Source organism: Flagellimonas sp. (genome assembly GCF_965233845.1).
In the GTDB taxonomy this organism is placed as follows: Bacteria; Bacteroidota; Bacteroidia; order Flavobacteriales; family Flavobacteriaceae; genus Flagellimonas.
Map to the genome: position 1 here is coordinate 3,048,972 of NZ_OZ247584.1, position 25,359 is coordinate 3,074,330.

27 protein-coding genes are annotated in these 25,359 nt (G+C 42.3%); 11 read left to right on the forward strand and 16 right to left on the reverse strand.

The genetic code is table 11. The features are described 5' to 3' along the window. Positions 1-6 precede the first annotated feature (6 nt). Genes ACO6S0_RS13640 through radC form a run of 5 tightly spaced genes read right to left on the reverse strand, consistent with a single transcriptional unit; the run spans position 7 to position 4,748 of the window. Positions 7-1,452 (reverse strand): DUF5723 family protein, encoded by a 1,446-nt coding sequence (locus ACO6S0_RS13640; protein WP_422348889.1) that lies wholly within the window; start codon positions 1,450-1,452, stop codon positions 7-9. Continuing rightward, the gene (locus tag ACO6S0_RS13645) at positions 1,449-2,000 is read right to left on the reverse strand and encodes a hypothetical protein (RefSeq protein WP_422348890.1); all 552 of its coding nucleotides are present in this window, start codon (positions 1,998-2,000) and stop codon (positions 1,449-1,451) included. The genes ACO6S0_RS13640 and ACO6S0_RS13645 overlap by 4 nt, the downstream gene beginning before the upstream one ends. Before the next feature lie 58 nt (positions 2,001-2,058). Then, positions 2,059-2,748: a YjjG family noncanonical pyrimidine nucleotidase gene (locus ACO6S0_RS13650; protein WP_422348891.1), complete on the reverse strand. Its 690-nt coding sequence runs from the start codon at positions 2,746-2,748 to the stop codon at positions 2,059-2,061. Continuing rightward, positions 2,741-4,036, reverse strand: a complete 1,296-nt coding sequence (locus ACO6S0_RS13655; RefSeq protein ID WP_422348892.1) for a polysaccharide deacetylase family protein — start codon at positions 4,034-4,036, stop codon at positions 2,741-2,743. The genes ACO6S0_RS13650 and ACO6S0_RS13655 overlap by 8 nt, the downstream gene beginning before the upstream one ends. Before the next feature lie 13 nt (positions 4,037-4,049). After that, positions 4,050-4,748 (reverse strand): RadC family protein, encoded by a 699-nt coding sequence (radC, locus tag ACO6S0_RS13660; protein ID WP_422348893.1) that lies wholly within the window; start codon positions 4,746-4,748, stop codon positions 4,050-4,052. A 48-nt stretch (positions 4,749-4,796) separates the two neighbouring features. On the opposite strand from radC, the gene ACO6S0_RS13665 reads away from it, so the two are divergent. Continuing rightward, complete coding sequence (locus ACO6S0_RS13665; protein WP_422348894.1) at positions 4,797-5,246, forward strand: DUF1569 domain-containing protein; 450 nt, start codon at positions 4,797-4,799, stop codon at positions 5,244-5,246. Positions 5,247-5,256: 10 nt separating this feature from the next. On the opposite strand, the gene ACO6S0_RS13670 is transcribed toward ACO6S0_RS13665, so the two are convergent. Further along, positions 5,257-5,448, reverse strand: coding sequence for a hypothetical protein (locus tag ACO6S0_RS13670; RefSeq protein ID WP_422348895.1), 192 nt, complete (start codon positions 5,446-5,448; stop codon positions 5,257-5,259). Between the two features lie 53 nt (positions 5,449-5,501). Further along, entirely contained in the window at positions 5,502-6,857 is a 1,356-nt protein-coding gene (locus ACO6S0_RS13675) for a UDP-N-acetylmuramate--L-alanine ligase (protein ID WP_422348896.1), read from the reverse strand. Between the two features lie 96 nt (positions 6,858-6,953). Here ACO6S0_RS13675 and ACO6S0_RS13680 point away from each other — a divergent pair, with 96 nt between their 5' ends. The 3 genes from ACO6S0_RS13680 to ACO6S0_RS13690 all read left to right on the forward strand — a co-directional run bounded on the left by ACO6S0_RS13680 (position 6,954) and on the right by ACO6S0_RS13690 (position 8,513). After that, positions 6,954-7,265 (forward strand): cupin domain-containing protein, encoded by a 312-nt coding sequence (locus ACO6S0_RS13680; protein ID WP_422348897.1) that lies wholly within the window; start codon positions 6,954-6,956, stop codon positions 7,263-7,265. A gap of 2 nt (positions 7,266-7,267) precedes the next feature. Further along, the gene (locus tag ACO6S0_RS13685) at positions 7,268-8,053 is read left to right on the forward strand and encodes an SDR family oxidoreductase (RefSeq protein ID WP_422348898.1); all 786 of its coding nucleotides are present in this window, start codon (positions 7,268-7,270) and stop codon (positions 8,051-8,053) included. 85 nt (positions 8,054-8,138) lie between these two features. Beyond that, positions 8,139-8,513, forward strand: coding sequence for a DoxX family membrane protein (locus tag ACO6S0_RS13690; RefSeq protein ID WP_422348899.1), 375 nt, complete (start codon positions 8,139-8,141; stop codon positions 8,511-8,513). A gap of 68 nt (positions 8,514-8,581) precedes the next feature. Here the strand turns inward: ACO6S0_RS13690 and ACO6S0_RS13695 are convergent, their stop codons facing one another. The 8 genes from ACO6S0_RS13695 to ACO6S0_RS13730 all read right to left on the reverse strand — a co-directional run bounded on the left by ACO6S0_RS13695 (position 8,582) and on the right by ACO6S0_RS13730 (position 16,273). Further along, positions 8,582-9,307 (reverse strand): LytR/AlgR family response regulator transcription factor, encoded by a 726-nt coding sequence (locus ACO6S0_RS13695; RefSeq protein WP_422348900.1) that lies wholly within the window; start codon positions 9,305-9,307, stop codon positions 8,582-8,584. Further along, complete coding sequence (locus tag ACO6S0_RS13700) at positions 9,304-10,362, reverse strand: sensor histidine kinase (RefSeq protein ID WP_422348901.1); 1,059 nt, start codon at positions 10,360-10,362, stop codon at positions 9,304-9,306. The genes ACO6S0_RS13695 and ACO6S0_RS13700 overlap by 4 nt, the downstream gene beginning before the upstream one ends. 44 nt (positions 10,363-10,406) lie before the next feature. Continuing rightward, entirely contained in the window at positions 10,407-10,619 is a 213-nt protein-coding gene (locus ACO6S0_RS13705; RefSeq protein ID WP_422348902.1) for a hypothetical protein, read from the reverse strand. A 244-nt stretch (positions 10,620-10,863) separates the two neighbouring features. Beyond that, complete coding sequence (locus ACO6S0_RS13710) at positions 10,864-12,888, reverse strand: S9 family peptidase (protein ID WP_422348903.1); 2,025 nt, start codon at positions 12,886-12,888, stop codon at positions 10,864-10,866. 144 nt (positions 12,889-13,032) lie between these two features. Continuing rightward, the gene (locus ACO6S0_RS13715; protein ID WP_422348904.1) at positions 13,033-13,551 is read right to left on the reverse strand and encodes a DUF4136 domain-containing protein; all 519 of its coding nucleotides are present in this window, start codon (positions 13,549-13,551) and stop codon (positions 13,033-13,035) included. A 61-nt stretch (positions 13,552-13,612) separates the two neighbouring features. Further along, a complete protein-coding gene (obgE, locus tag ACO6S0_RS13720; protein ID WP_422348905.1) occupies positions 13,613-14,614 on the reverse strand; it encodes a GTPase ObgE in 1,002 nt (333 codons plus the stop codon). 14 nt (positions 14,615-14,628) lie between these two features. Then, positions 14,629-15,144 (reverse strand): GNAT family N-acetyltransferase, encoded by a 516-nt coding sequence (locus ACO6S0_RS13725; RefSeq protein WP_422348906.1) that lies wholly within the window; start codon positions 15,142-15,144, stop codon positions 14,629-14,631. 10 nt (positions 15,145-15,154) lie between these two features. Continuing rightward, entirely contained in the window at positions 15,155-16,273 is a 1,119-nt protein-coding gene (locus ACO6S0_RS13730; protein WP_422348907.1) for an adenylate kinase, read from the reverse strand. A gap of 118 nt (positions 16,274-16,391) precedes the next feature. Here ACO6S0_RS13730 and ACO6S0_RS13735 point away from each other — a divergent pair, with 118 nt between their 5' ends. The 6 genes from ACO6S0_RS13735 to ACO6S0_RS13760 all read left to right on the forward strand — a co-directional run bounded on the left by ACO6S0_RS13735 (position 16,392) and on the right by ACO6S0_RS13760 (position 21,483). Next, positions 16,392-17,546: a 5-(carboxyamino)imidazole ribonucleotide synthase gene (locus ACO6S0_RS13735; protein ID WP_422348908.1), complete on the forward strand. Its 1,155-nt coding sequence runs from the start codon at positions 16,392-16,394 to the stop codon at positions 17,544-17,546. A 66-nt stretch (positions 17,547-17,612) separates the two neighbouring features. Beyond that, positions 17,613-18,107 (forward strand): 5-(carboxyamino)imidazole ribonucleotide mutase, encoded by a 495-nt coding sequence (gene purE / locus ACO6S0_RS13740; RefSeq protein ID WP_420400722.1) that lies wholly within the window; start codon positions 17,613-17,615, stop codon positions 18,105-18,107. A 9-nt stretch (positions 18,108-18,116) separates the two neighbouring features. After that, positions 18,117-18,527: an EF-hand domain-containing protein gene (locus tag ACO6S0_RS13745; RefSeq protein ID WP_422348909.1), complete on the forward strand. Its 411-nt coding sequence runs from the start codon at positions 18,117-18,119 to the stop codon at positions 18,525-18,527. After that, on the forward strand, positions 18,520-20,550 hold the full coding sequence (locus ACO6S0_RS13750) for a M3 family metallopeptidase (RefSeq protein ID WP_422348910.1): 2,031 nt from the start codon (positions 18,520-18,522) through the stop codon (positions 20,548-20,550). The genes ACO6S0_RS13745 and ACO6S0_RS13750 overlap by 8 nt, the downstream gene beginning before the upstream one ends. A gap of 145 nt (positions 20,551-20,695) precedes the next feature. Further along, complete coding sequence (locus ACO6S0_RS13755) at positions 20,696-21,250, forward strand: sigma-70 family RNA polymerase sigma factor (RefSeq protein ID WP_422348911.1); 555 nt, start codon at positions 20,696-20,698, stop codon at positions 21,248-21,250. A 2-nt stretch (positions 21,251-21,252) separates the two neighbouring features. After that, positions 21,253-21,483 carry a hypothetical protein gene (locus ACO6S0_RS13760; RefSeq protein ID WP_422348912.1) on the forward strand — a complete coding sequence of 77 codons (231 nt, stop codon included), beginning with the start codon at positions 21,253-21,255 and terminating at the stop codon, positions 21,481-21,483. On the opposite strand, the gene ACO6S0_RS13765 is transcribed toward ACO6S0_RS13760, so the two are convergent. Beyond that, on the reverse strand, positions 21,480-22,304 hold the full coding sequence (locus ACO6S0_RS13765) for a hypothetical protein (RefSeq protein ID WP_422348913.1): 825 nt from the start codon (positions 22,302-22,304) through the stop codon (positions 21,480-21,482). The two genes, ACO6S0_RS13760 and ACO6S0_RS13765, sit on opposite strands and share 4 nt — an antisense overlap. A gap of 125 nt (positions 22,305-22,429) precedes the next feature. On the opposite strand from ACO6S0_RS13765, the gene gcvP reads away from it, so the two are divergent. Beyond that, entirely contained in the window at positions 22,430-25,282 is a 2,853-nt protein-coding gene (gene gcvP / locus ACO6S0_RS13770; protein ID WP_422351831.1) for an aminomethyl-transferring glycine dehydrogenase, read from the forward strand. The last annotated feature ends 77 nt before the right edge of the window (positions 25,283-25,359 follow it).

Sequence of the window (25,359 nt, forward strand, 5' to 3'; positions counted from 1 at the left end):
AGTAAATCAATTATCGTTCCAAGATATAATATTAAATCCGAACTGTAAAGAAGCGTAGTGGCTATCCGCCACATTTCTATAGGCCAAAAGATTGTCGCCCATAATATAGAAATTTACCGGGCCAGCCCGGAGATTTAGCCCCAATCCAATATTGGTCAATGAATATTTGTCCGCCGTGTAGGTCGTTTTAAGGGCCAACGTCCGACCCAGCCTTTTTTGATAAAATCCTGTTAGGGCGGCTTGTATCCCCCGAGGTCTTTTCATCATAAAAAGTTGGCCTCCCACACTGTTCCTGTACATGTCATTGTTTTTTCCCTCCTCACCGGTTACAGCACAACCACAATCCCTGTTGTAAGTGGATTCGGCCTGACCATAATCATACCGGATTGACCCATACAATTTCACTGGTCTAAAAGAAATATAGCCCGTCTCATTTTCCTCATACGGAATAGCCTCTTCTATCTCGTCAACCAAATCTTGCCACAGATCATTGTTAAGGTCATTGATATCCTCTGGCAAAAACACGGTCAATCCCTCATTGGCAATGCTTCCACTGACTTTATAGTTTAGGATATCTTTGGAATTGTAGATAAATCCCATATCCAATATACTTCCGGTTATTGTGGTTTGGGGAGTAAGTTTATAGGTGAATCCAGCATCGAACCCCAACCCTAGATTACCTCCAAATAGTATTCTTCTCCTTAAAAGGTTTGTGATTGATGAAGAATCCTCCTCCAAAACATCAGTGATTTCATCCACCCCTGCCGTTTGAAGTTGCATATCTACATCCAAGGAAGTTCTATAAATGTTATCCTGACCAAGGGTAGTTGTGAAGGTTCCCCTATTCCCTGTGGATTGAAACTGGAAAATGCCAGAATAGATTTTGGCCCTTGCCCCTACCGTAAGCGTGTTGTTCAGTTTTCTATTTATCCCAAAATGGAGCACACTCACCATTTCTCCCCTAAGGCTCAAATCCCCTAGGTCAAAACTCCTGCCGATGTTAGCTCCGCCATTACCCTCAAAAGCAAGAATGGCCAAATCCCGTGGCCAGTACACAATCATATCCAATTCCTCGTATAGTCCAAAGGAATAATAATCGTCTGGGCGATTTGGGCTGCGAAACCCAACATTAAACACCTCTATTTGACTGTTGAAGCTAAAGTCATCCCTTTTGCTCATCCCATTAATAACCCGTTCCCGTACCTTGGTGGTAAAATCTACCCCATCATTGGCAAAAAGATCATTGACCGTAACCCCACTGGAACCTGCCTGCAGATAGAAACCGGAAAGGGCTGGAATGCCAGTATGCCATTTTTCCGTGGTCTTGACCCCTGGATTGATCATCAGCGACTGTGGGATTTCATAGAAATCGTAAAGTATTTGTTTGTTTTGGGCACCTAATACACCTATCCCAAAACACATGGAAAAAAAGAACAATGCCCCAAATCTCATAGCAACTCGAATCTAAATTCGGCGGCAGATCTAAGGACTACCTTGGGTTCCGAGACAGCTGAGGTACTGGAATTATCACCTAAATTTTGTGCGGTCACCCTTAAACTGGAGGTATTTCTTAAAATGTCCAAGTTCTTTCCCCCAGGGCCATAGGCCACCCTTAAGGTCAATAAGGGCGCAGGTTCAGGTTCTACGTCAAAAACCTCAACATCCAAGACGTTTCCACCCTCGTCCAAATATTCTATGGAAAAAGTCAAGGGTTTGCTTGTTGTGTTTTCAATTTCATAAAGAAGTGCTCCGTCCAATAAATTATCGGCCACAAATTGTTCATTAAACGGGTCAAAATTGAACGTATGGGAATAGAAAGTTGGATTTGCGGTTGCCAAATTGATGAACTCCTCTGTGGACTCCAGATAAAATAAACTGGAGGCAACCGTCGGTGTTACGTTAAGATCATCAGCTTGGTTGAAATCCTGTTCTTCAGCACAGGAGTAGGTGAACAACACGACCATGGTCGCCATTATGCAACGAGAAAGCAATCTTTTCATGGGATAAAAAGCAATTTTCTTATAGAACAACGGGGCCATGCTGTACCCTACTATAACTCTATAAAATCCCTTTTATTTCACTCAGATTGTTAATCATTGGGCAAATCTTGTGGTGTACCTCATTATGTGCATTAAAATGAAGGGTTTGAAACCCAACTGCAATTGCCCCTTGAATATCCGCTTCCAAACTGTCGCCCACCATCAAGGAATTTTCCGCAGAAACCTTAGCCCGATCCAAGGCCATGTGAAATATTTGCGGATGGGGCTTTTTTACACCGGCTTCCTCTGAATTGATGACATGCTCAAAATAGCGGTCAATGTTGGCTCCTTTTAGTTTTTTTTCCTGGATTTCCTGAAAACCATTGGTGATGATGTGCAGATTGTATTTTGGAGACAGATATTCCAATACCTCCACAGTACCTGGGAACAGATGGGTAAAAGTGGACAAATGCTGGATGTATTCATGGGCAAGTAAATGGATATGCTCATCGGAAACTTGGGCTCCCAATGCGTCAAATGTCTTTTTCAATCGCTGATACCGCAGCTCGGTTTTGGTAATCCTATCTTCCCCATATAATTTCCAATAATCCAAATTGATGGGCACATAGACCTTTAAAAAAGAATCCAGGTTCACATCAATCTTATTTCGCCCTAGGATTTTCTCAAAAGTGAGGGCAGAATTCCTTTCAAAATCCCATAGGGTATGATCCAAATCAAAAAAAATGTCTGTGATATGGTTCTTAAACATAATACCGCCTTAGCAAGGATTGGTAGAGCTCCATCCAGTTTATTTTGTGACTGCTTCCAAGTAATTCATTGGAAAAAACAGTTATCAATCCACCATTCACCTTACGGACCACGTTATAGATCCCATCCATTTTTGAAAAGACTTCTTCCTTGTTTTTGTATTGTTGAAGCGCGTAGTCATGCACCGCAAAGGGATGCACCTTGAGCGGTTGTCTTACTTCCATATTGATATCATAGAAATAAAAAGGCGTGCATGTTCCGGCCCTAAACCCAATCTCGTGGGTGTATCCCATTGAAAAATCATCTGTAAACTCGGTCTCTATCAAAGTTCTATAGGTCAATGGTACGTTTACCCTATTGTACCTTAAACGGGAATAGTTGATGGGCCTGTTGATAAGGTTGGACAACTGCTGTTTTTCTTCCTTGAGAACCGCCATATTGGTGGATGACAAAAAAGAGGTGCTCAGGGAAACTATGCTATAATCTGCTATGGACTTAATCAGGTAGCGGAACTTGTTGTTGTTTGGGGAAATATTCTTGTCATGGGTGGAATATTTGGCAAACTGAAAAAAGAACATGCTTTTTATCGGAAACTTTTTGTGAATGTCCACCAGAGCATAAAAATTATCAAAGGGGTCTTTCCTAAAGCCCAACAACACCAAAAACCGCTGAAACATTTTGCGAATTCTAAAGGATCCCAAATCCATTAACAAGCCACCCAAGCTTCTGGCCAATCCCCTATGGGCATAACTATGGGATGTGGTCACATTAATAATGGACGTAAATGAATAGCTTTTACCTCCATGTGCCATTTCAGGAAAACGCTCCTTAAGCAATTCCAGTAGTTGATAGGCCCATAAGTCCACTACGGGCAATTCCAAAAACTTATGCTGAAAAGCAATACTTTCCTTGGCCGGAAACCTGCCTACACTGTCCTTTACATGAGGTAAATATTCCTCATATCTGCTCAGCATGAAAAAGCTGGCCGAAAAAACATCATAGGGAATAGCACTTTTATCATCAGTGGCAAAAAAACAGGGAATTCCATTCCAGTCATTCACCTTTATATCCAAATCGTTTATCCCCTGTTCAAACAAAAGGTCATTGCTTCGGATAAAAAACTCATTTTGTAGCGGTTGCTTGGAGTAGGTAAGTTTAGGCCCCGTATGCTTTATAAAATCCTCCACTTTAGTGGTGAAAATGACCTCAATCCCCAAAATCTTTTCAAATAGCTGCTTTGCGGTATATGTTAGCCGATTGGTTATTTTATGGGTAAATATCAATAGCATTTAAACCGTTCAATTAGAGCATACCTTTATCCGCAAAGCTTAGATATCCGTACTGGGTTAATATTAAATGATCCAAAACTTTGATATCCAAGGCCTCTGATGCCAACTTTAGTTTTTTGGTAATATGTTTGTCTGCTGCACTTGGCTTTAGGCCACCCGAAGGGTGGTTATGGGCCAAAATGATGGCCACGGCACCTAGTTCCAGGGCTTGCTTCAGCACTAATCTTACATCCACAAGGGTTCCCGTTATTCCTCCTTTGCTCAGTAAAGCTTTATGGATCACTTTATTGGAATTGTTCAGGTAGAGTATCCAAAATTCTTCATGCTCCAATTCTCCCATCACTGGATGTAAAATCTCAAAAGCATCCTGACTATTTTCAATTTTAGTGGTACTACATCTTTCTTCACCTCGCCTCCTCCTCCCCACTTCCAAAGCTGCGGCAATGGTCACGGCCTTTGCATCTCCAATGCCCTCAAACTGTTTCAACTGGTTGACAGAAAGTTTACCAAGTTCATTTAAATTATGGTTCACGGTTGCCAAAATTCGTTGGGACAGTCCAACTGCGCTTTCCTTTCTACTTCCAGAACCAATTAAAATGGCAATGAGTTCTGCATCTGATAGCACCGTACGCCCTTTGTTCACCAATTTTTCCCTGGGTTTGTCATCCTCTGCCCAATGTTTTATGGGAAAAGAAGCTGTTTTTTCATGCATAGCCTAAAGGTAGGGTAATAGTTTGTAAATTTATTTAAAGCTTAAGTAATGAAATCACTATTTGATTCCGGTACTCTAGACGAGGTTATGGACAGGATAGAACTACTTAACGAGTCTTCCAAAGGTCTATGGGGTAAGATGGAAGTTGGGCAGATGTTATTCCACTGCCAATTTCCTTTGCGTTTGGCACTAGGTAAATATAGGATGAAAAAGCCGAATTTCTTAATGAAATTTCTATTTAGAAGTTTTAAAAAAAGCATGTACGATGTTAAGCTTTGGAAACCCAATCTTCCCACTGCAAAGGGTTTCAAAGTTTTGGAGGACAAGGAATTTGGAAATGAAAAAAACGCCTTAATAGGGTTTATTAAGGAGTTTCACGGAGCAAAAGATAAAAAGCAATGGGATCCACATCCTGCTTTTGGGCATTTTACACCCGAACAATGGGGGCAAATGCAGTACAAACATTTAGACCACCATCTGAGGCAATTTGGTGTCTAGGCTGGGTTATTTATAGACTATAGTCATCGTCTTGGATTTCTTGTTGCTCAATCTTTGCCCGGGTATCGTTGATCAACCGGTCTTCTTCCAAAACCACATTGGATACCCCAAGAATATAGGCAGAAAGTAATATGGAAGCTATACGGCGCAGCCGTTTCAGCACTCTTTTGGACAGCTTTGGTTTGGACAATTCCATGCCCATGGAAGACAACAACTATTCCATTGCCTCCAAAACTGACAAAATTACCCTATTTACTAACTAAAAAGCTCCTTGACCTTTTCAAAATTGAGCCCACCATAATTGCCAGAACTCATTAAAAGCAATGCAGAATTGTCAAAATCCGTTGCAAAAAGTTGATCTTGAAACGATTTTGGATCCGTAAAAACTTGGATGTCATCCCGCTGAAAAGCTGCGGCTATTTGTTGGGAAGTCACCTCATCCAGTTGTTTAATCTGTACCGCCTTCGGTGAATAAAAAACCATGGCCACATCTGCAGCATCCAGAGCTCCTTCATATTCTTGAAGAAACTCTGCATTCAGGCTGCTATAGGTGTGGAGTTCCAGACAGGCAATCAATTTGCGGTTTGGGTATTGCTCCTTTACCGCATTGGTGGTCGCCTTTACTTTACTGGGAGAGTGGGCAAAGTCTTTATAAGCTATTTTATTTTGCCCTTCCGCTATTTTTTCCATGCGTTTGGAGGCCCCTTTGAACGAAGCTATCGCTTCATAAAAATCAGCCTCATCCACTCCTATTTGTTGGCAAATCCACTTGGCGCCAGCCAAATTATTCAAGTTGTGTTTCCCAAAAATCTCAACGGGCATATCACCTTCTGGGGTTTCCAAAAACGTAACCCCATCAACTACTTTATGGTCAGGAGTACTGTACGGAAACTTCCTAATGGCATTCTCGGACGATTCCACCACCTTTGCAACCTCCTTATCCTCTGCATTGAAAGTAATGCTCCCACCTCGCACAATGCCATCAACAAAAATTTGGAACTGCTCCACATAATTGGCATAGGTTGGGAAAACATTGATGTGATCCCAAGCAATACCACTCAAGAGGGCTATGTTGGGTTGGTATAGATGAAATTTAGGTCGTCTATCAATTGGGGAGGAAAGGTATTCGTCACCTTCCAAAACAATAAAATCATTGTCCTCGGTCAAGTGTACCATTCTTTCAAAACCCTCCAGTTGGGCACCCACCATATAATCCACCTCAATGTCGTTGTAATTAAGCACATGAAGAATCATGGAGGTAATTGTGGTCTTTCCATGACTGCCCCCTATGACCACCCTGGTTTTATGCTTTGATTGTTCGTATAAAAACTCGGGGTAAGAATATATTTTCAGCCCTAATTCCTGTGCCTTGATCAGCTCAGGGTTATCGGCTTTGGCGTGCATTCCCAATACCACAGCGTCCAATTCATTGTTCAATTTTTCCGGAAACCAGCCAAACGTCGCGGGCAACAATCCCTGAGCGTCCAATCTACCCTTGGAAGGTTCAAAAATTATATCATCACTGCCCGTAATAGTATATCCTTTGTGGGCCAAAGCCAAAGCCAGGTTATGCATGGCACTACCGCCAATAGCTATAAAATGAATTTTCATTGCTGTGTTTTATCCCCCAAAAATAGACATTGACCCAGCCAATGCAAATAAACAATTCATCTTATTAATTTCTATCTTGTCGGAAAATTGAACACAATGAACCTAGCTGATATTAGCACAAAGGAAATTATGCCCGGTTACCACGGAAAAATGGTGCATGGCGAGACCTTGACCTGGGCCTTTTGGGAGGTGGAAAAAGATGCCGTTGTCCCAGAACACCATCATGTCCACGAACAGATCATGCATGTGCTGGAAGGGGAATTTGAATTTACCTTGGATGGCAGAACCCAAACCTATTTAGCCGGTGATGTTGTGGTTATACCCTCAAATACTCCTCATGGTGGCAAAGCCCTTACCCCTTGTAAATTAATGGATGTTTTTAGCCCTGCTCGGGAAGAATATAGATAATTATGAAGATTTCTTTAGAAGGAAAATCAGCCTTGGTAGGTGGTAGTAGTAAAGGAATTGGAGAGGCCATCGCCCGGCAATTGGCAGATAGTGGGGCCAGCGTCACCCTTATGGCAAGAAACAAGCCCAAAATGGAAGCCATTATTCAAGAATTGGATACTTCCCAAGGACAAACACACCAATATCTTGTGGTTGATTTCTCCAATTTTGAATCGTTCAAGGAAACCATTTCTTCTTTTATCCGGGCAAATCCTATAGATATTCTGGTCAACAATACGCAAGGCCCTGAGGCTGGAGGCGCATTGGAAAAAAATGTGGAAGATTACCAACTGGCCTTTGACCTCTTGTTTAAATCAGTGGTTTATACCACCACGCTTGCATTGGAACATATGCAACGGCAGCAATGGGGTAGAATCATTAATGTAGCTTCCATTTCGGTAAAGGAACCCTTAAATTATTTGGCCTTATCCAACTCGATTAGAGCGGCAGTGGTTACCTGGGCCAAGAGCCTGGCTTTTGACGTTGCCAAAGATGGGATTACCGTCAACAATGTGCTTACCGGTTATTTTGACACCGACAGAATAGCCCAGCTCAACGCCAAGAAAGCGGAAAAACTTGGGGTAATGCCTTCTGAGGTGCGATTTAATATGGAAGAGCAGGTACCTGCAAAAAGAATTGGCAATCCGCAAGAGTTTGGCTTTTTAGCCACTTTTTTGGCTTCAGAGAAGGCAGCGTACATCAACGGTACCAACATTCCCATTGATGGTGGGTTATTAAAGTCGCTCTAATCATATTTTAAATTTAACCCCTCCTATTTTAACATATTCGCAATTTTTAGCTATTTTTATTGCTTAACCAATAAAATTCAACTAAATGAACGCAAAAGTTTTTCTGGTCGTACGAATCTTGCTTGGACTCTTTGTCCTGACCTTTGGCTTGAATAAGTTTCTACACTTTATCCCAATGGGAGAAATACCAGAAGCCGTTATGGGATACTTTGGTGCCCTATCTTCTACACAAACCTTGAATTTGGTTGCTGTGGTGGAAATTTTAGCGGGCCTAGCCCTTATTTTAAACAAATATGGTGCATTGATGTCCGTTATTTTAATGAGCGTATCTGTCAATGCCGTATTGTTCCATGCCACTTTGGCACCGGATGGGATTGGCCCAGCTGTTGGACTTTTGATCTTGAATATAGCCGCACTCATTGGTTACAAAGACCGATATAAGGATATATTACGGGCTTGATAAACCGTATCATGTATAAAAAAGGGCCTTCATTTAGAAGGCCCTTTTTTCATGCGGTCGTTTTTTGATTATAAACTCATTCTATCCTTAAAAATATAGGATTGTCTTCTTGACACCTCCACCTCCTCGCCGTTCTTCATCTGAAGTTTAAGCTTGCCATTAAACCAAGGCACAACATTATCGATAAAGTTGGTGTTCACAATTTGTTGCCTGTTGGCTCGGAAAAAATCCTGTTCGGGGAGTTTCTCCTCAACTTGGTTTAGGGACTTGTACAGCATCGGGTTTTTATCCTCAAAGAAAACCCGTGTATAATTCCCAACGATTTCAAAGTGTGAGATATCACCAATTTTTACCAACCAGCAAGCCTCACCATCCTTTATAAATATCTGACTATTCACAGATAACCTTTTATCCGCTACTTTCTCATCCGATGCTTCTGCAAGCTTCTTTTTAACCTTGTCCAAAGCCATGGAAAAGCGCTTTTCGCTCACGGGCTTCAGTAAATAATCCAGGGCATTGTATTCAAAGGATTTGATAGCATATTCGTCAAAGGCAGTGGTAAAGACCGTAATGGGCACTTCATCCAACATTTCCAATAGTTCAAACCCGTCTTTCTCTGGCATATTAATATCCAAAAACAAGAGCCTAGGGCTTTTTTCCTGAATCAATTCAAATCCCTTGTCCACATTTTCGGCTTCGCCTACCAAATCTATTTCAGGATACTTTTTGATCAGCTCCTTCAACTCGTTGCGTGCCAATCTTGAATCTTCCACTATGACCGCCTCTATTTTCATGCCAGTGGAATTTTTATGTGGGCAACCACCTCTCCCGTAATCTCACTCAAATTAAATGATGCTTTATCTGCATACAATAATTTTAATCGTTGGCGGATATTCTTTAATCCCAATTGGGTGGTGTTTTTTCCAATCTGAAGTCTTCCAGTGTTTTTCACCTCAATAATTAAAAGACCATCCTCCTGCTTTAGGTTCAACACAATACGGCCTCCCTGCTTTAGGTTGGAAATACCATGCTTTACCGCATTTTCAATGAGTAGTTGAATGATCATGGGAGGAATTTGAAATTTCAAAGTTTCCTCGTCTATCTCCTTCACAAACTCCAAGCGATCTTCCAATTGAATTTTGGACAGATCTATATAATTATCCACCACCTCCAATTCCTCTTGAACCGCGATGGCATCAATATTATTTTTGGTAAGGGAGTACCGCAAAATCTCTGAAAGTTTGGTCAGCATCTCCCTCGACTTTTCCACATCCTCTAACATCAATCCCCTAATGTTGTTAAGGCTGTTGAACATAAAATGCGGGTTGATTTGCCCCTTCAAGGTATTCAGTTGCGCTTGTTTCAGGTGGGTGTTCAACTCCAAACGCTCAATTCTGTCCCTATTGAGCTTCAGCAGCAATTTAATTACCAAATACGTAACTGTCCAGGCCCCAATAATAAACAAGGAGTTTACAATCCATATCCAGGTAGCGTCATAATTTTCAAAATGCTGCATTTCTGCCTCGGTAAGTTCTGGCCCCCATTTTACATAGGCGTATCCCAAACCAAAATTTAAGAACCCGAAAAGCCCTGAAGTGACAAAAAAGGATACCAGGATCTTTATAAAATCCTTGACATCAAAGCCTTCAAAATTCACATTTCGCTTTAAATACCACCGAAGTAGTGAAGTGGAAAAAATCCCAATCAAAATCCCTGTGATAATGGAGTAAACTACCAGTTCCACACTGATTTTCTTCAGTATGAAAATGGATAGCATATTAATAAATCCCCATCCCAAAAACTGTAGGATCCAAAAAAATCGGTTTCTTTTACTTTCTGTCAAATGCATATCGCTTGCTCAACTTAGGTCAAATATAACCTATTGAAAACTCACTATGCTTCCACGCTTTTCGTACGCTTTTTAAACCAGTTGCAACAGGTTTTCCCTGAAGGCAGGAATGCAATCCACATAAAGGACATTCCACTGTAGAAAATTGGGAAATAGTCATTGTGCTCCCAACCATTGAATTTGCCATATAACCCCACTAGGGTACCTATGATGCCCAGTATAAAAATAAGCCATTGCGCTTTGTTTAATTTTTTCATTCCAGATGACTTTTGATGTTACACATTTTTTTAGACGAGAATATCCAACAGTAGGGATATTAACAATTTTGCTAAAGTGACCATTTCGTTGTTTTTGTATTGATAAACCAAATGTACTGTCACACAGCCCTTGCACAAAGGGTTTTATGAGCAGTGGTAAATTTGGGCATCCGAACGGTAACTTCAATTTATTGCATAAAAAAAGGGAGCCATTTAGACTCCCTTGTACTATCCTACCGCTTTATTAATCCCTAAGTGGTGTAGCAATTTCCTGCTTCCCCAAATGTTTGGCATAGAAGCCCATCATGGCCTTGTACAACTCCAAACGGTTTTCTTCCTTGCCAAATCCATGTCCTTCATCATATTTAACCATATAGGGCACATCATAGCCTTTTTCCCGAAGACCACTGACAATTTGGTCAGACTCGTCAATATTTACCCTGGGATCATTGGCCCCTTGCACTACAAAGAGGGGTTTATTGATCTTATCCATTTGATATACGGGTGAAACTTCTTCCATTATGACCTTTTCTTCAGGATTATCCTCATCGTACCAGATTTCCTTAATGATTTTGAGGTAAGGTTTCCAATAGGGTGGAATGGTCTTCATGAAAGTGAACAAGTTGGAAACCCCAACATAATCAACACCACAGGCGTACAAATCTGGGGTCTTGGTCAAACCACGTAATACGGCATAACCGCCATGACTTCCACCATATATGGCAGCCCTATCACCATCTACCCAACCTTGGTCTATGACATACTGAAGCCCGTCTTCCACATCGTCCATGGCCTTTCTTCCAATTTGTTTAAATCCAGACTCCAAAAACGCACGTCCATAACCTCCGGAAATCCTAAAGTTCACCTGTAAGGTGGCATACCCCCTACTTGCAAAAAGTTGTGCCTCAGGATTGAATCCCCAGGAATCCCTAATGCCTTGTGGGCCTCCATGCGGGTTTACAATTACTGGAACCTTTTCTCCAGCCAAGGTGGCTTTTGGTAGCGTAATATATCCATGAAGCGTGATTCCATCCCTACTGGTAAAGGTAATCGGTCTCATTTCGGACATATCTTCCTCTTTGAGTTGAGGCATGGTATTGTACAGTTCTTTTAGCTCATTTTTAGCTACATCATAGGCATAATATACGCCGTACAATCGGTCACTGTCCACATAGACCATATAGAGATTCTCATCTTCCGTTTCATCCAAAACGCGGAACTGCTTACCAGGAAGTTCCGACTTCATTTTTGCAGCCAGTTTTTTATATGGTTCGCTGATGGGGACAACAATGCTCTTTTCCCCTTCATAGGAGAAATAATCTATTTCATAATTTCTGGTTCTGGAAAGACCCATGGACTGTACGTCGTACATGTCGTTCACAAAAACCGTCTCCAAACTCTTGTCCTCTTTCAAATCGTACAGTACAATTTCTGCCTTGTCACTATCAAGATTGGACAGCACATAGGCGTCATCCGGATTTGGTGTGGCATAATTAAAATCCAGAATGACGAAGTTATCCTTCCAATTAAGTTGCTTTAGAATTTTGTACCCTCCGTTTCCATCTTCATAATAGAGATCTTGCTCTACCCCATCACGAATTCTAGTGAATCCTTTTAAGTTCCCATCCTTGTCAAAACTGTAGCCAAATATGGGATTTTGGGGGTCGTCGTTGGTGTATAGTTGTTTGCTTTCCCCCGTATTCAAATTGACCAAATACGGTTCAAAGACTTGAGGATTGTTCTTGTTCATGGAAACAATGATGTGTTCCTTGTCTTCCCGTAATAATTCGGTGAACTGGGCTCTAACTCCATCAAAGGGCGTTAGGTCTTTTAAATTGCTCCCGTCCAGGTCCACGGCATAGATATGATAATTTTCATCACCCCCCTGATCCATGGAATAATACAATCTGCTATTGTTGAGCCAACCATAGCCCCGTACCAGTTCTTCCTTTTCCTCTATGGCCATTTGGGTTTCTCCCGTAGCAATATTCTTGACAAAGATGTGCTGTTTCCCATTTTCATCGCTCTCCCTATACGAAAGATATTTTCCATCAGGGGAAAATCTGAAGGTAAAGGCTTTGGGGTTCGCAAAATAATCTTCAACCGTATACCTATAATCACCTTGATCCAACGCGGCTAAAGAAAGTAGTTCGGCATCAGATGTGGCCAGTTCAGGGTTTCCCGGTTTCTCTTGGGCTAAGCTTGTAAATCCCAAAAGCAGAGACAGGCCCGCAAGCTGCAAGGCCTTAAAATTGAGTCTAGTTTTCATACGTTTTTTGATTTAGAGTGTTCTTCAAAAATTAGTAATACTATCCTAATTAGACTGTGCCAGAAAACATTTGTTACATCCAGAAGAAAAAAGTTGGAAAAGATTTAAATTCTTAAATCCTTGATTTTCAAATGTGGGCGATTGCTATTGTGGGGGAAACTTGGAAAAAACCTTTTTGACCAAGGCTCTTAAAACATCCTCGCGGATACTGGGGGATGCATTTTCACGATACCCGCTTTCGCTGGTGGCCTGCCAGAACAGTGCATCTTTTTGGGCATCCACAAAATCAAATTGGATTCGGCGTTGTATGCCCGAATTTCCCAATGGAAGTCCTACCGAAACCCCGCCGCCAACGTTTCGGCCCGTACCTCCAATACCCACACCAACCGCATTGTTGGAAGCATTTCGGAATTCACTGCTTAAGATATTGATGTAAAAATCAGGCTCTTCCGTTAGTAGAAACCCCTTTGCCTGCAGAGTGGAGTCCAAAGCGCGAAGTAACCTTTTCTCATCCAGTTGGCTAAGACCGGAGTCCATATCCGAAAAATAATTGTAGCTGGTATAGTTGGAGAAATCCGTAGCCTTATCATAGTCATAATTGACGCGGGTCCCCGCACAGGAGGCCAACAAGCACAATACAACAATGGAAAAAAGGTATTTCATAGCATTCGGGAATACCTTTAAAATTAATCAATATTTGATTTGGGAATCGAAAAAAGCCAGATTATTCGTTCAACAGCTCCCAAAGCTTATCTTTGAGTTCCTGGATGCCTTGCTGAGCCACGGAGGATATGAAAAGGTAGGACACCCCTTTTAGGTCTTTATCCAGTTCGGCGCTCATTTCTGCCATTAGCTCCTCATCCAGCATATCACTCTTGGAGATGGCCACCAAACGCTCCTTGTCCAATAGTTCTGGATTGTATCGGCGCAACTCATCCAAAAGAATTTCATATTCCTTTGAAATATCCTTACTGTCTGCGGGAATTAAAAACAGGAGGGTAGCATTTCGTTCAATATGCCTTAAAAAGTAATGCCCCAGACCCTTTCCTTCCGCCGCTCCCTCAATAATACCAGGGATATCTGCCATTACAAAGCTTCGAAAATCACGGTATTTGACAATACCCAAATTAGGTTTTAAGGTGGTAAACTCGTAATCGGCTATCTTGGGTTTTGCAGAGGTCATAACGGACAGCAGCGTGGATTTACCAGCATTTGGGAATCCCACCAAGCCCACATCGGCCAACACCTTTAACTCTAGTGTTATCTGTGTTTCCTGTCCAGGGATTCCAGGCTGCGCATAACGGGGTGTCTGATTGGTAGCACTTTTAAAATGCCAGTTACCACGACCTCCTTTTCCGCCTTCCATTACGATGCGCTCTTCTTGATCTTCTGTAATCTCAAAGAGAATGTTGTTGGTGGCAGTATCCCGAACCACAGTACCCAATGGCACATCCATATAGACATCGGCACCGTCAGCGCCTGTACTCCGATTTTTGCTGCCGTGTTCGCCATGACCGGCCTTAAAATGCTTTTTAAACTTAAAATTGATAAGTGTCCAAAGGTTTTTGTCCCCCCTTATAATGACGTGCCCTCCACGACCGCCATCACCCCCATCAGGGCCACCTTTGGTAATGTACTTTTCCCGATGTAAATGCACAGACCCTTTGCCTCCGTTTCCAGAAGCTACATGAATCTTTACGTAATCGACAAAATTTCCCTCGGTCATCTTTTCTAACTGATTTAACAGATACCCTGCACCCTATAAATTACATCATTTGGTCTAAGGTCATGGTTTTGGTCAATAACTAATTTATCTGATGGGATAAAATTCAATTTTTCCACAGCCTTCTGTGACCTAATATTTTTTCTATCGACAAAAAGTAGTACCTCTTCCATATTTTGAAGGGCATGCTTTATCATCAACTCCTTTACCATGCCATTGAATTTTCCTCCCCAATACGCCCTGGATAGAAATGTCCATCCAATCTCCACAGCATTCCCGAAGGCAGGTCGCAATACAAACCTGGAACTGCCTATGACTTTTTGGGTGGCAACATCAGAAATCAACAAGGCGCCTTTGGATTTTAGAGACTCGGCAAAAAAAGGAGCAAAACCGTAGAGTTCAGCCCTTTCCTTTATGGGATGCTGTTCCCAAATCCTTGAATCGGATGCAACACGATAAAGGTTTATGAAATCTTTGGAAATCAACGGTCTCAAATGAACCTGCCCATTCGAAAGCGTGGGTTGCAAATCCAAAACCAAGCAATTACTGAATCACCACAAACTGGTCAATCACGTCACTCAATCGCTCAGTGATTTCTGCAATCTCCCCAATTCCGTTTACGGAATGAAATTTTCCTTGCTTATCGTAGTATGCCTTTAAAGGTGCGGTCTTTTGATTGTATTCGTCAAAACGATTTCTGATCTTATTCTCGTCTTGATCATCACTACGTCCACTCTCCTTACCTCGTTCCAACAAACGGGCAACCAAGACATCATCGTCTGCCTCCAAAGCAATGGTGGCATCAACCTGCATGTTTTTGGATTCCAAGAAATTATCCAATGCTTCAGCCTGAGCCTCGGTTCGTGGGAATCCATCGAAAATAAATCCAGCTGCATCGGGGTTCTTTTCCACCTCGTCCTTCAACATCCCAATGGTTACCTCATCGGGTACCAAATCCCCTCTATCAATGTAGGATTTGGCCAGTTTTCCGAGCTCTGTATCATTTTTCATATTGAACCTAAAGACATCTCCGGTTGAAATGTGCTTTAGATTATACTTTTCCTTTAACACTCCTGCTTGGGTTCCCTTTCCTGCTCCAGGTTTTCCAAAAAGCACTAGGTTAATCATATTTCCTTGGTTTAGTTGATATACTTCTCTTAAATTTCTACCCAACTCCTTGTAATCCAGTCCAAATCCCACAATAAAGTTGTTTGGAATTTCCAAGCCCACGTAGTCAATGGCATATTCGCCGTTATAGATTTCCGATTTGTAAAAAAGCGAGGCAATCTTGAACTGTTTAACATTGGTTCCTGAAAACAGATGTACCAACTGCTTGAGGGTCCTTCCCGTATCGATCACATCTTCCAAAATGATCACATCCCTACCCTCAATATTATCTGGGACATCCAGCAGGGTCTCCACAATACCGGTAGAGGTGAGTCCGTGATACGAGCTCAATCGAACAAAGGACACCTCACAGGGGTAAGGGTAGGCTTTTAAAAAATCGGATACAAACATGAAAGCCCCGTTGAGCACCCCCACAAAAATGGGTGTTTTGTCCTTATAGTCCGAGGCTATTTCTGCAGCCATTTTATCTATGGCGGCCAAAATTTGTCCTTCGGACAAAAAGGGTTTAAAAACCTTGTCGTGAAGCTTAATCAATTGGTCATCAATTTTATCAGGTTGGCAAAGATAACATTTTTAAGCCCTCTTCAACGGCTGTATCTTTATTGCTTCAAGGAATTCCCTTATTTTTGCTGTCATTCCAATTATTCAATTGATGAATTTCTTCTCTTCCGACTTTAAACTGGGCATTTTAGGTGGCGGACAACTGGGCAAAATGCTACTTTACGAGACCCGAAAATGGGATATCCAAACCAAGGTAATGGACCCTTCTCCAGAGGCACCATGCAAAATAGCCTGTAACGAGTTTGTCTTGGGCGATCTTTTGGATTTTGACAAGGTTTATAACTTTGGAAAGGATGTGGATCTACTAACCATAGAGATTGAAAACGTAAACGTGGAAGCTTTGGAAAAACTGGAAGAGGAAGGCGTAAAAGTCTTCCCGCAGACCAAGGCACTCCGAATCATTCAAAACAAGGCCACCCAAAAGCTCTTTTATACCGATCACGGAATCCCTACCGCTCCCTTTGTGCGGTTTGCCTATACCTCGGAAATCAAAGACAGTATTACCAATGGAGGTCTTGCACTGCCCTTTGTATGGAAAAGTGCCCAGTTTGGTTATGACGGACAAGGAGTGAAGGTGGTGAGGGCGATTGAAGACCTTGAAAACCTACCCAATGTGGAGTGCATTGCGGAAGAGATGGTAGCGTTCAAGAATGAACTTGCGGTGATAGTGGCCAGAAGCTCATCAGGAGAGTTGGTGAACTATCCCGTGGTGGAAATGGAGTTTCACCCAGAGGCTAATCAGGTAGAATATGTGATTTGCCCAGCCCGAATCGATAAAAATATTGCCCAGAAAGCTATGGATGTGGCTCTGAAAGTTTCAGAAAACATTGGTCATGTGGGACTTTTGGCTGTGGAGCTGTTCCAAACCCAAGATGACGAAATTTTGGTCAATGAGGTGGCCCCCAGACCCCATAACAGTGGACATTATAGCATAGAAGCAAGCTATACCAACCAGTTTGAGCAACATATCAGGGCTATTTTGGGTCTTCCGCTGGGTAAGACGGACAGTAAGGTGGCAGGAATCATGGTGAATCTGGTGGGTGCTGAAGGCCATACCGGGGATGTAAGGTATGAAAACATGGAGTCCATTTTGGACATGCAAGGTGTCACTCCCCATATTTATGGAAAAAAACAAACACGACCATTTCGAAAAATGGGACATGTGACCATTGTTGATGAAGATATGACCCGTGCCAGAGAGGTTGCACAACAGGTGAAGGAAACCATAGAAGTAGTGAGTAAATAAACCAAATAATCAAATCCCAAATGCCATTTTTGCTATTGGTTTTGGGCGATACCTAAGGATAATGATATGAAAAAAGTAGCCGTAATCATGGGAAGCACAAGCGATCTTCCCGTTATGCAAGATGCTGTTGAAATTTTAAAGGGATTTGACATTGAAGTGGACGTGGACATTGTCTCCGCCCACCGAACCCCTGAAAAACTTTTTGAGTTTGGAAAAAATGCCCACAAAAATGGCTATGGGGTAATTATTGCCGGTGCTGGTGGTGCAGCCCATTTACCGGGAATGGTGGCTTCGTTGTCCCCATTACCCGTTATCGGGGTACCCGTGAAAAGCAGTAATTCCATAGATGGCTGGGACTCGGTACTATCCATTCTTCAAATGCCCGGAGGTGTGCCGGTTGCCACCGTGGCCCTTAACGGAGCAAAAAATGCAGGTATCCTGGCAGCCCAAATCCTTGGAAGCTCTGACCAATGTATCCTTGACAAAATTGAGGTTTACAAGCAGGGGTTGAAAGAAAAGGTGATTAAGGGAGCTGAAGAAGTACGCAAAAACAAAGGATAGAAGGAACAAATGCCGAGTTACAATGAATTGGGTATTTTGTTTGGACTGGCAAGCACGGCAGTGGTGTTATCCGTGCGGAAAAAAATAAAACAACCGCATCACAAAAGCCTGTGGAAAAGTGCCCTACTCCTATTCTCCCTTTATACATTGATGCTTCTTATTACAGAAGTCAGATGGTATTTTATCAAAGAACAGCTACAAGCTTTCGATTTGAACCAAAATGGTTTCATTGATTTGGAGGAATATACAGATGAGGCGCTTGAAGCGTTGAACAAAAGAACCAAGGACACGGCAAGAAACTACGCATTTTTGATAACAGCCGTCATCTCTGCGGTGGTTTCATTGACTTTTTATACTACGGATGTGCTAAGAACCCATCGAAAAATCAAAAACCCAAAGAATACAACGATCCATGAATAATCCCCTTTTAGAACCGTTTGACCAAGCTCCCTTTGAGCATATTGAAAATGAACATTTTAAACCTGCTTTTTTGAAGGCCATTGAACAGGCTCGAAAAGAAATTGACCAAATTGTAGATAATCCTGAGCCCCGAACGTTCAAGAATACCTTGGAAGCCTTGGATTTTTCAGGCAAACAATTGGATCGCGTTTCCAGTATATTTTTCAACTTAAATTCTGCCGAAACCAACGAGGAAATCCAGAAAATTGCCCAGGAAATTTCACCCTTGTTATCCGAGTTCAACAATGACATTACCCTAAATGAGAAATTGTTCCAAAAGGTTAAATCGGTATACGAGCAAACGGACAAGCTCAACTTAACACCCGAACAGCAAACCTTGTTGGACAAACGGTATAAAAGTTTTAGTAGAAACGGGGCCAACCTGGATGAAGTTGGAAAAAAAAGATTACGGAAAATTGATGCCGAACTGTCCAAACTCAAATTGAAGTTCGGTGAAAATGTACTGGCAGAAACCAACAAGTTTGAAATGCATCTTACCGAGGAGTCAGATTTGGCAGGTTTACCCGAGGGAGCCAAGGAAGCAGCTGCCCAATTGGCCAAATCCAAGGATAAGGAAGGCTGGCTGATCACTTTGGACTATCCGAGTTATATCCCATTTATGAAATATGCAGCTAATAGGGAATTGCGTAAAAAGCTGTCGCTGGCCTTTGGAAGCAAGGGTTTTCATGGAGATGACTTGGACAACCGGGAAAATGTGCTGCAAATTGTATCTCTTCGTCATGAACGGGCCAATCTTTTGGGTTATCCCACCCATGCCGATTTTGTTCTTGAAGAACGCATGGCAGAAACCCCACAAAAAGTCTTGGATTTTTTAAACGAACTGCTGTACAAAGCCAAACCGGCGGCCATCCGCGAATTCAATCAATTGGCATCCTTCGCCAAGGATACTGATGGTATTGAACAATTGGAAAAATGGGACAGTGCTTATTATTCTGAAAAACTGAAACAACAACTGTTCAATTTGGATGATGAAAAACTCAAGCCCTATTTTAAACTGGAAAATGTAATTGATGGGGTATTCAAAGTGGCTGAAAAATTGTTTGGGTTGACTTTTAAAGAGGTTTTTGACGTTGAAAAATACCATGAAGAGGTCAAAACCTATGAAGTCTATGATAGAGAGAACCAATTCATTGCCCTTTTTTATGCAGATTTTCATCCGAGACCTGGAAAACGTGGGGGTGCCTGGATGACCTCGTACAAATCACAGTACACCATTAACGGAGATAATAGTAGACCGCATATATCCAATGTCTGCAATTTTACCAAACCCACAGAGACCAAACCTTCACTCTTGACCTTTAATGAAGTAACCACCTTGTTCCACGAGTTTGGGCATGGTTTGCACGGCATGTTGGCCAATACCACTTATCCAAGCCTGTCCGGAACATCTGTATATTGGGACTTTGTGGAATTGCCAAGTCAGATTATGGAAAACTGGTGTTACGAAAAAGAGGCCTTGGAACTCTTTGCTTTCCATTATGAAACGGGCGAATTGATTCCCATGGAATTGGTTGCAAAAATCAAGGAATCTGCAACTTTTCAAGAAGGGATGGCCACTTTGCGCCAACTGAGCTTTGGATTTTTGGATATGGCATGGCATGCGGCTGACCCATCTGCAATCCAAAATGTAAAAGCTTTTGAAACCAAGGCTTTTGAAGGCACCCATCTGTTTCCCGACACTCCAGAAACCTGTATGAGTACGGCCTTTGGGCATATTTTCCAAGGCGGGTATTCCTCAGGATACTACAGTTACAAATGGGCCGAAGTGCTGGACGCGGATGCTTTTGCCTACTTTAAAGAGAAGGGCATTTTTAACACAGAAGTTGCTGACAAGTTCAAGGAACATGTGCTGTCTAAGGGAGGCACCGAAAATCCGATGAAACTTTATAAGCGATTTAGGGGTGCCGAACCCCAAATTGAACCGCTGTTGGAGCGTGCAGGATTGATAAAAAAGGTTGGATAAATCGTTTTTGGCTCATTTTCATTCTGTTAATCTTTCCATAAAGTAGTAAACCATGAACTTTCCGTGATACTTTTTGAAGTCGTTTGTAATGGACAAAACATGGATTCATTAACTAAAACCATTACATTTGGTACTTCTTAAAACTATGGTAGCGTACGAACTTCATCCGGAAACCTGGGTTGACCAATATGCCGATTATCTGTTCAATTATGCGGTAGCCCGTGTAAGCGATGCGGAAATCGCCAAGGATTTGGTACAGGAAACATTTTTTGCGGGACTTAATTCCGCCAAAAACTATAAGGGTGATGCCGCCGAGAGAACATGGCTGATAGCCATTCTCAAGCGAAAGGTCATTGATCATTACCGGAAAATAAATTCCAAAAAAGGTAGAGCGGAAGTGCGTGTCAACTACAACGCAAGTTCAGATTCCGAAGGCGATTGGCTGGAAGAACAGGTAGCCGACCCGTTTAGTAAAGATGGACAAGGCACCATTGAAAATGAGGAATTGGGAATGGCGATTCAAGAGTGCATTTCCAAACTTCCCAAGAAACAATCCTTGGTTTTCAACATGAAGACCATTCAAGGAATGAGTACTGAAGATATTTGTAATGAACTCGGAATAAATCCGTCCAACCTGTGGGTGATGATCCATAGGGCAAGAACTGCCCTTATGGGTTGTTTAAATGAAAATTGGTTTTAGTTATGAAGATTTCATGTGAGGAAGCGGCCACAATATGCAATAAATCACAATACAAAGAAGCAGGATTCTGGCAAATTATGAAGCTTCGCTTTCATCTTTTTACCTGCAAGACCTGCGCAAAATTTACCAAGCAAAACCAAATGCTTACCACACTTTGCGATAAGGCCAATCTTAACGCTCTTTCCGAAGTTGAAAAGGAAGCCATGAAAAAAGATTTGGAGAAGCATCTCTAAATTACCTCGCTTAGAAGCCAAAATATTGCAAGCCAAAATATCGGGATTCCTTCCACCCAAAAAGAGGCCAAATATCTTTTTCCAAAATCCAATTTGGAACGAAACAATCCTAATAAGACCATTCCAACAATTATCCTACTTACAACTTCCGCCATACCAATATCATCCCTCAAAAATGTGAGCAGCAGGAAGATGACGATGAGTCCAACGCCTAGCTTTCTCGTTTTTTGAACTCCCAAAATTTGCGGTAGTGTCCTTAAGTCCTCAGAGTCCCATTTCAAATCCCTAATTTCAAAGGGCAGTATCAAAATTAAGACCAACAAAAATCGTTGCATGAACAGTACACCTATATCCCATGAGTAAGGAATCTGGGTATCCAAAATTGGAAGTATTACGGTAAACCCAGCCCATACTAGGGCCACAATAAAAACCTTCATTCCTCCCAAACTCCTTAAATTACCAGATTTGGGTAACAGTGGAACGGCATAAAGTGTGGACACCAATCCCAAAACACCAATGGCCCACAAGATTCGTTGGTCCATCTGCGATAAAAAGTACATTGCCACGCCAAAGCACAAGAAGCTAAAAATTTGGATGTATCTATGATATTGATTGGAAACAATAAGGTACTTCTCTGCCTCCACCCCATACTTTATAAAATTGTAACATACAACAGTACTACATCCGGTAAAACCCAACAGCAAACAATTTAACTGAATGTCTAACAGGAATAGGGTGACACTGGTTAAGGCCATCACCTCCAAAGCCACATGAACACTGGCATTCAAATAAAAATCAAAAATGGATTTAACCAAACGCATTAAACAAAATTCATCGATTTAAGCCAAGGGTTAATTTGTGGTTAACAACTTTGAATTGACCCAATACAAAAATCCCGAATTTGAATGAATTTATAACTAATTTTGTGCACTTTATAAAACTGGACATGAATACAGAAGTGTTTGCCTCAAGGCACATCGGAATCACTGAAAAAGATCTTCAACCCATGTTTGAAACGGTAGGTGTGGATAGCATGGAACAATTGATTTATGAAACCATTCCGGACGACATCAGATTGAAAGAACCCCTAAATCTGCCCAAAGGTATCAGCGAACATGAGTTTTTGACCCATATCCAACAACTCGCGGATCAAAACAAGGTTTTCAAGAGTTATATTGGACTGGGATATCATGAAAGCTTGACCCCTTCCGTAATCAAGAGGAACATTTTGGAAAATCCGGGTTGGTACACGGCCTATACGCCTTATCAGGCCGAGATTGCCCAAGGCAGGTTGGAGGCCCTTCTTAACTTCCAAACCATGGTAAGTGATCTTACCGGGATGGAACTGGCAAACGCCTCCTTGCTGGATGAAAGCACCGCCGCTGCAGAGGCCATGACCATGTTACTGGACTTAAGGTCCCGTCAACAGAAAAAAGAAGGCGCACTTAAGTTCTTCGTGTCCGAGGAAGTTCTTCCGCAAACCTTGAGCCTGCTTCAAACACGCTCCAAACCATTGGGCATTGAATTGGTCATAGGGAATCATGAGGAATTCGACTTTTCAAATGAATTCTATGGTGCTTTGCTCCAGTATCCAGGGAAACATGGGCAAGTTCATGACTATGCCGGTTTTGTTGAAAAAGCCAAGGAAAATGAGATAAAAGTGGCTGTTGCAGCGGACATTTTAAGTTTGGTATTGCTAACGCCTCCAGGGGAATGGGGAGTAGATGTTGTTGTGGGTACCACGCAGCGTTTTGGTATTCCGTTGGGATATGGAGGCCCCCATGCTGCTTTTTTTGCCACAAAAGAAGCTTATAAGCGAAGTATTCCTGGTAGGATTATTGGTATCACCAAGGACACGGATGGAAATCCAGCCTTGCGGATGGCCCTTCAGACCCGTGAACAGCATATAAAAAGAGATAAAGCCACCTCCAACATTTGTACCGCTCAGGTGCTATTGGCCGTTATGGCGGGTATGTATGCCGTGTATCATGGCCCAAAGGGATTAAAATATATTGCAGAAAAGGTTCACACCAGTGCTAAATTGGTTTCAGATTTTCTTACCGAGGTTGGTTTTGAACAGCTTAATGATGTGTACTTTGACACCATAAAAGTCAAGGTTAACAGCCCAAAACAACTAAAAATGGTTGCTGAATCCGTTGGAATCAATTTGAACTACATTGATGATAACACGGTATCCGTTTCCTTAAACGAAGCTGTTGAACAAGAAGACATCAAGCGTTTGATAGGTTGTTTTATGGAAAGTCATAACCAAAAACCAGATGCCTCATTTGCAAAATCGGTTACGGACATTCTTCCCGAATCATTACAGCGTAAATCTCCATTTTTAGAACACGAAGTATTCAATTCGTACCACTCGGAAACAGAATTGATGCGCTACATCAAGAAATTGGAGCGAAAAGACTTGGCCTTGAACCATTCCATGATATCCTTAGGGAGTTGTACCATGAAATTGAATGCCGCCAGCGAAATGTTACCACTAAGCTGGGCCAATTGGGGGAACATCCACCCCTTTGTGCCACTTGATCAGGCGCAAGGGTATCAAAAAGTACTCAAAGAACTGGAATCCCAATTGAATGTGATTACGGGCTTTGCTGCAACCTCCCTTCAACCCAATTCAGGAGCACAGGGAGAGTATGCCGGACTTATGACCATCAGGGCCTACCACGAATCGAGGGGGGAGGGTCATAGAAACATCTGTATCATTCCAGCCTCTGCCCACGGCACCAATCCTGCCTCTGCAGTTATGGCAGGGATGAAGGTTGTTGTTACCAAAACCGATGAACATGGAAACATTGATGTTTCGGATTTGGAAGAAAAGGCACAATTGCATTCTGAGCATCTTGCTGCCCTAATGGTCACTTACCCATCAACCCATGGTGTATTTGAGTCTTCCATTAAGCATATTACCCAAGTAATCCATGAGCATGGCGGGCAAGTGTACATGGACGGAGCCAACATGAACGCGCAGGTAGGGTTGACCAATCCGGCCACCATTGGCGCCGATGTGTGCCACCTGAATTTGCACAAAACGTTTGCTATTCCCCATGGAGGGGGCGGACCCGGGGTGGGCCCAATTTGTGTAGCCGAACAATTAAAACCCTTCCTTCCTTCCAATCCTGTTGTGGAAACTGGAGGCGAACAGGCAATCACCGCCATTTCAGCAGCCCCTTGGGGCAGCGCACTCGCTTGTCTAATTTCCTACGGATATATCAAGATGTTGGGTGCCGAAGGACTTACGGAAGCCACAAAAATGGCCATCTTAAATGCCAATTACATCAAGGATCGGCTTAAAGGGAAATTTGATGTGCTCTACACCGGCGAAAGAGGTCGTGCTGCACACGAAATGATTATTGACTGCAGGCCTTTCAAAGCCCACGGAATTGAAGTAACAGATATAGCCAAACGCTTAATGGATTATGGATTTCATGCGCCAACAGTATCCTTCCCGGTAGCTGGAACCATCATGGTAGAACCTACAGAAAGCGAAAGTTTGGCTGAATTGGACCGATTCTGCGAAGCTATGCTAGGTATTAGGGAAGAAATTGATGAGGCGCATGCGGACGATCCCAACAATGTGCTTAAAAATGCCCCCCATACCTTGCATATGGTCACCAGTGATTCATGGAAGTTTCCTTATAGCAGACAAAAGGCCGCATTTCCGTTGCCCTATGTTTCAGATAACAAATTTTGGCCAAGTATCCGTAGAACGGATGAAGCCTTTGGAGATCGTAATTTGATCTGTACCTGCGCACCTATTGAGGCATACGCGGAAGTGTAGCGCAACACCTATATTCAGGAATAAAACGCCTTGGTTTCCTACGTAAGCTAAGGTGTTTTCTTAATTAATTTCCATCC

Excerpts from the sequence above, each read along its gene's own strand:
- ACO6S0_RS13640 (WP_422348889.1), bottom strand. The coding sequence starts at position 1,452 with ATGAGATTTGGGGCATTGTTCTTTTTTTCCATGTGTTTTGGGATAGGT.
- ACO6S0_RS13645 (WP_422348890.1), bottom strand. The coding sequence starts at position 2,000 with ATGAAAAGATTGCTTTCTCGTTGCATAATGGCGACCATGGTCGTGTTG.
- ACO6S0_RS13650 (WP_422348891.1), bottom strand. The coding sequence starts at position 2,748 with ATGTTTAAGAACCATATCACAGACATTTTTTTTGATTTGGATCATACC.
- ACO6S0_RS13655 (WP_422348892.1), bottom strand. The coding sequence starts at position 4,036 with ATGCTATTGATATTTACCCATAAAATAACCAATCGGCTAACATATACC.
- radC (WP_422348893.1), bottom strand. The coding sequence starts at position 4,748 with ATGCATGAAAAAACAGCTTCTTTTCCCATAAAACATTGGGCAGAGGAT.
- ACO6S0_RS13665 (WP_422348894.1), top strand. The coding sequence starts at position 4,797 with ATGAAATCACTATTTGATTCCGGTACTCTAGACGAGGTTATGGACAGG.
- ACO6S0_RS13670 (WP_422348895.1), bottom strand. The coding sequence starts at position 5,448 with ATGGGCATGGAATTGTCCAAACCAAAGCTGTCCAAAAGAGTGCTGAAA.
- ACO6S0_RS13675 (WP_422348896.1), bottom strand. The coding sequence starts at position 6,857 with ATGAAAATTCATTTTATAGCTATTGGCGGTAGTGCCATGCATAACCTG.
- ACO6S0_RS13680 (WP_422348897.1), top strand. The coding sequence starts at position 6,954 with ATGAACCTAGCTGATATTAGCACAAAGGAAATTATGCCCGGTTACCAC.
- ACO6S0_RS13685 (WP_422348898.1), top strand. The coding sequence starts at position 7,268 with ATGAAGATTTCTTTAGAAGGAAAATCAGCCTTGGTAGGTGGTAGTAGT.
- ACO6S0_RS13690 (WP_422348899.1), top strand. The coding sequence starts at position 8,139 with ATGAACGCAAAAGTTTTTCTGGTCGTACGAATCTTGCTTGGACTCTTT.
- ACO6S0_RS13695 (WP_422348900.1), bottom strand. The coding sequence starts at position 9,307 with ATGAAAATAGAGGCGGTCATAGTGGAAGATTCAAGATTGGCACGCAAC.
- ACO6S0_RS13700 (WP_422348901.1), bottom strand. The coding sequence starts at position 10,362 with ATGCATTTGACAGAAAGTAAAAGAAACCGATTTTTTTGGATCCTACAG.
- ACO6S0_RS13705 (WP_422348902.1), bottom strand. The coding sequence starts at position 10,619 with ATGAAAAAATTAAACAAAGCGCAATGGCTTATTTTTATACTGGGCATC.
- ACO6S0_RS13710 (WP_422348903.1), bottom strand. The coding sequence starts at position 12,888 with ATGAAAACTAGACTCAATTTTAAGGCCTTGCAGCTTGCGGGCCTGTCT.
- ACO6S0_RS13715 (WP_422348904.1), bottom strand. The coding sequence starts at position 13,551 with ATGAAATACCTTTTTTCCATTGTTGTATTGTGCTTGTTGGCCTCCTGT.
- obgE (WP_422348905.1), bottom strand. The coding sequence starts at position 14,614 with ATGACCGAGGGAAATTTTGTCGATTACGTAAAGATTCATGTAGCTTCT.
- ACO6S0_RS13735 (WP_422348908.1), top strand. The coding sequence starts at position 16,392 with ATGAATTTCTTCTCTTCCGACTTTAAACTGGGCATTTTAGGTGGCGGA.
- purE (WP_420400722.1), top strand. The coding sequence starts at position 17,613 with ATGAAAAAAGTAGCCGTAATCATGGGAAGCACAAGCGATCTTCCCGTT.
- ACO6S0_RS13745 (WP_422348909.1), top strand. The coding sequence starts at position 18,117 with ATGCCGAGTTACAATGAATTGGGTATTTTGTTTGGACTGGCAAGCACG.
- ACO6S0_RS13750 (WP_422348910.1), top strand. The coding sequence starts at position 18,520 with ATGAATAATCCCCTTTTAGAACCGTTTGACCAAGCTCCCTTTGAGCAT.
- ACO6S0_RS13755 (WP_422348911.1), top strand. The coding sequence starts at position 20,696 with ATGGTAGCGTACGAACTTCATCCGGAAACCTGGGTTGACCAATATGCC.
- ACO6S0_RS13760 (WP_422348912.1), top strand. The coding sequence starts at position 21,253 with ATGAAGATTTCATGTGAGGAAGCGGCCACAATATGCAATAAATCACAA.
- ACO6S0_RS13765 (WP_422348913.1), bottom strand. The coding sequence starts at position 22,304 with ATGCGTTTGGTTAAATCCATTTTTGATTTTTATTTGAATGCCAGTGTT.
- gcvP (WP_422351831.1), top strand. The coding sequence starts at position 22,430 with ATGAATACAGAAGTGTTTGCCTCAAGGCACATCGGAATCACTGAAAAA.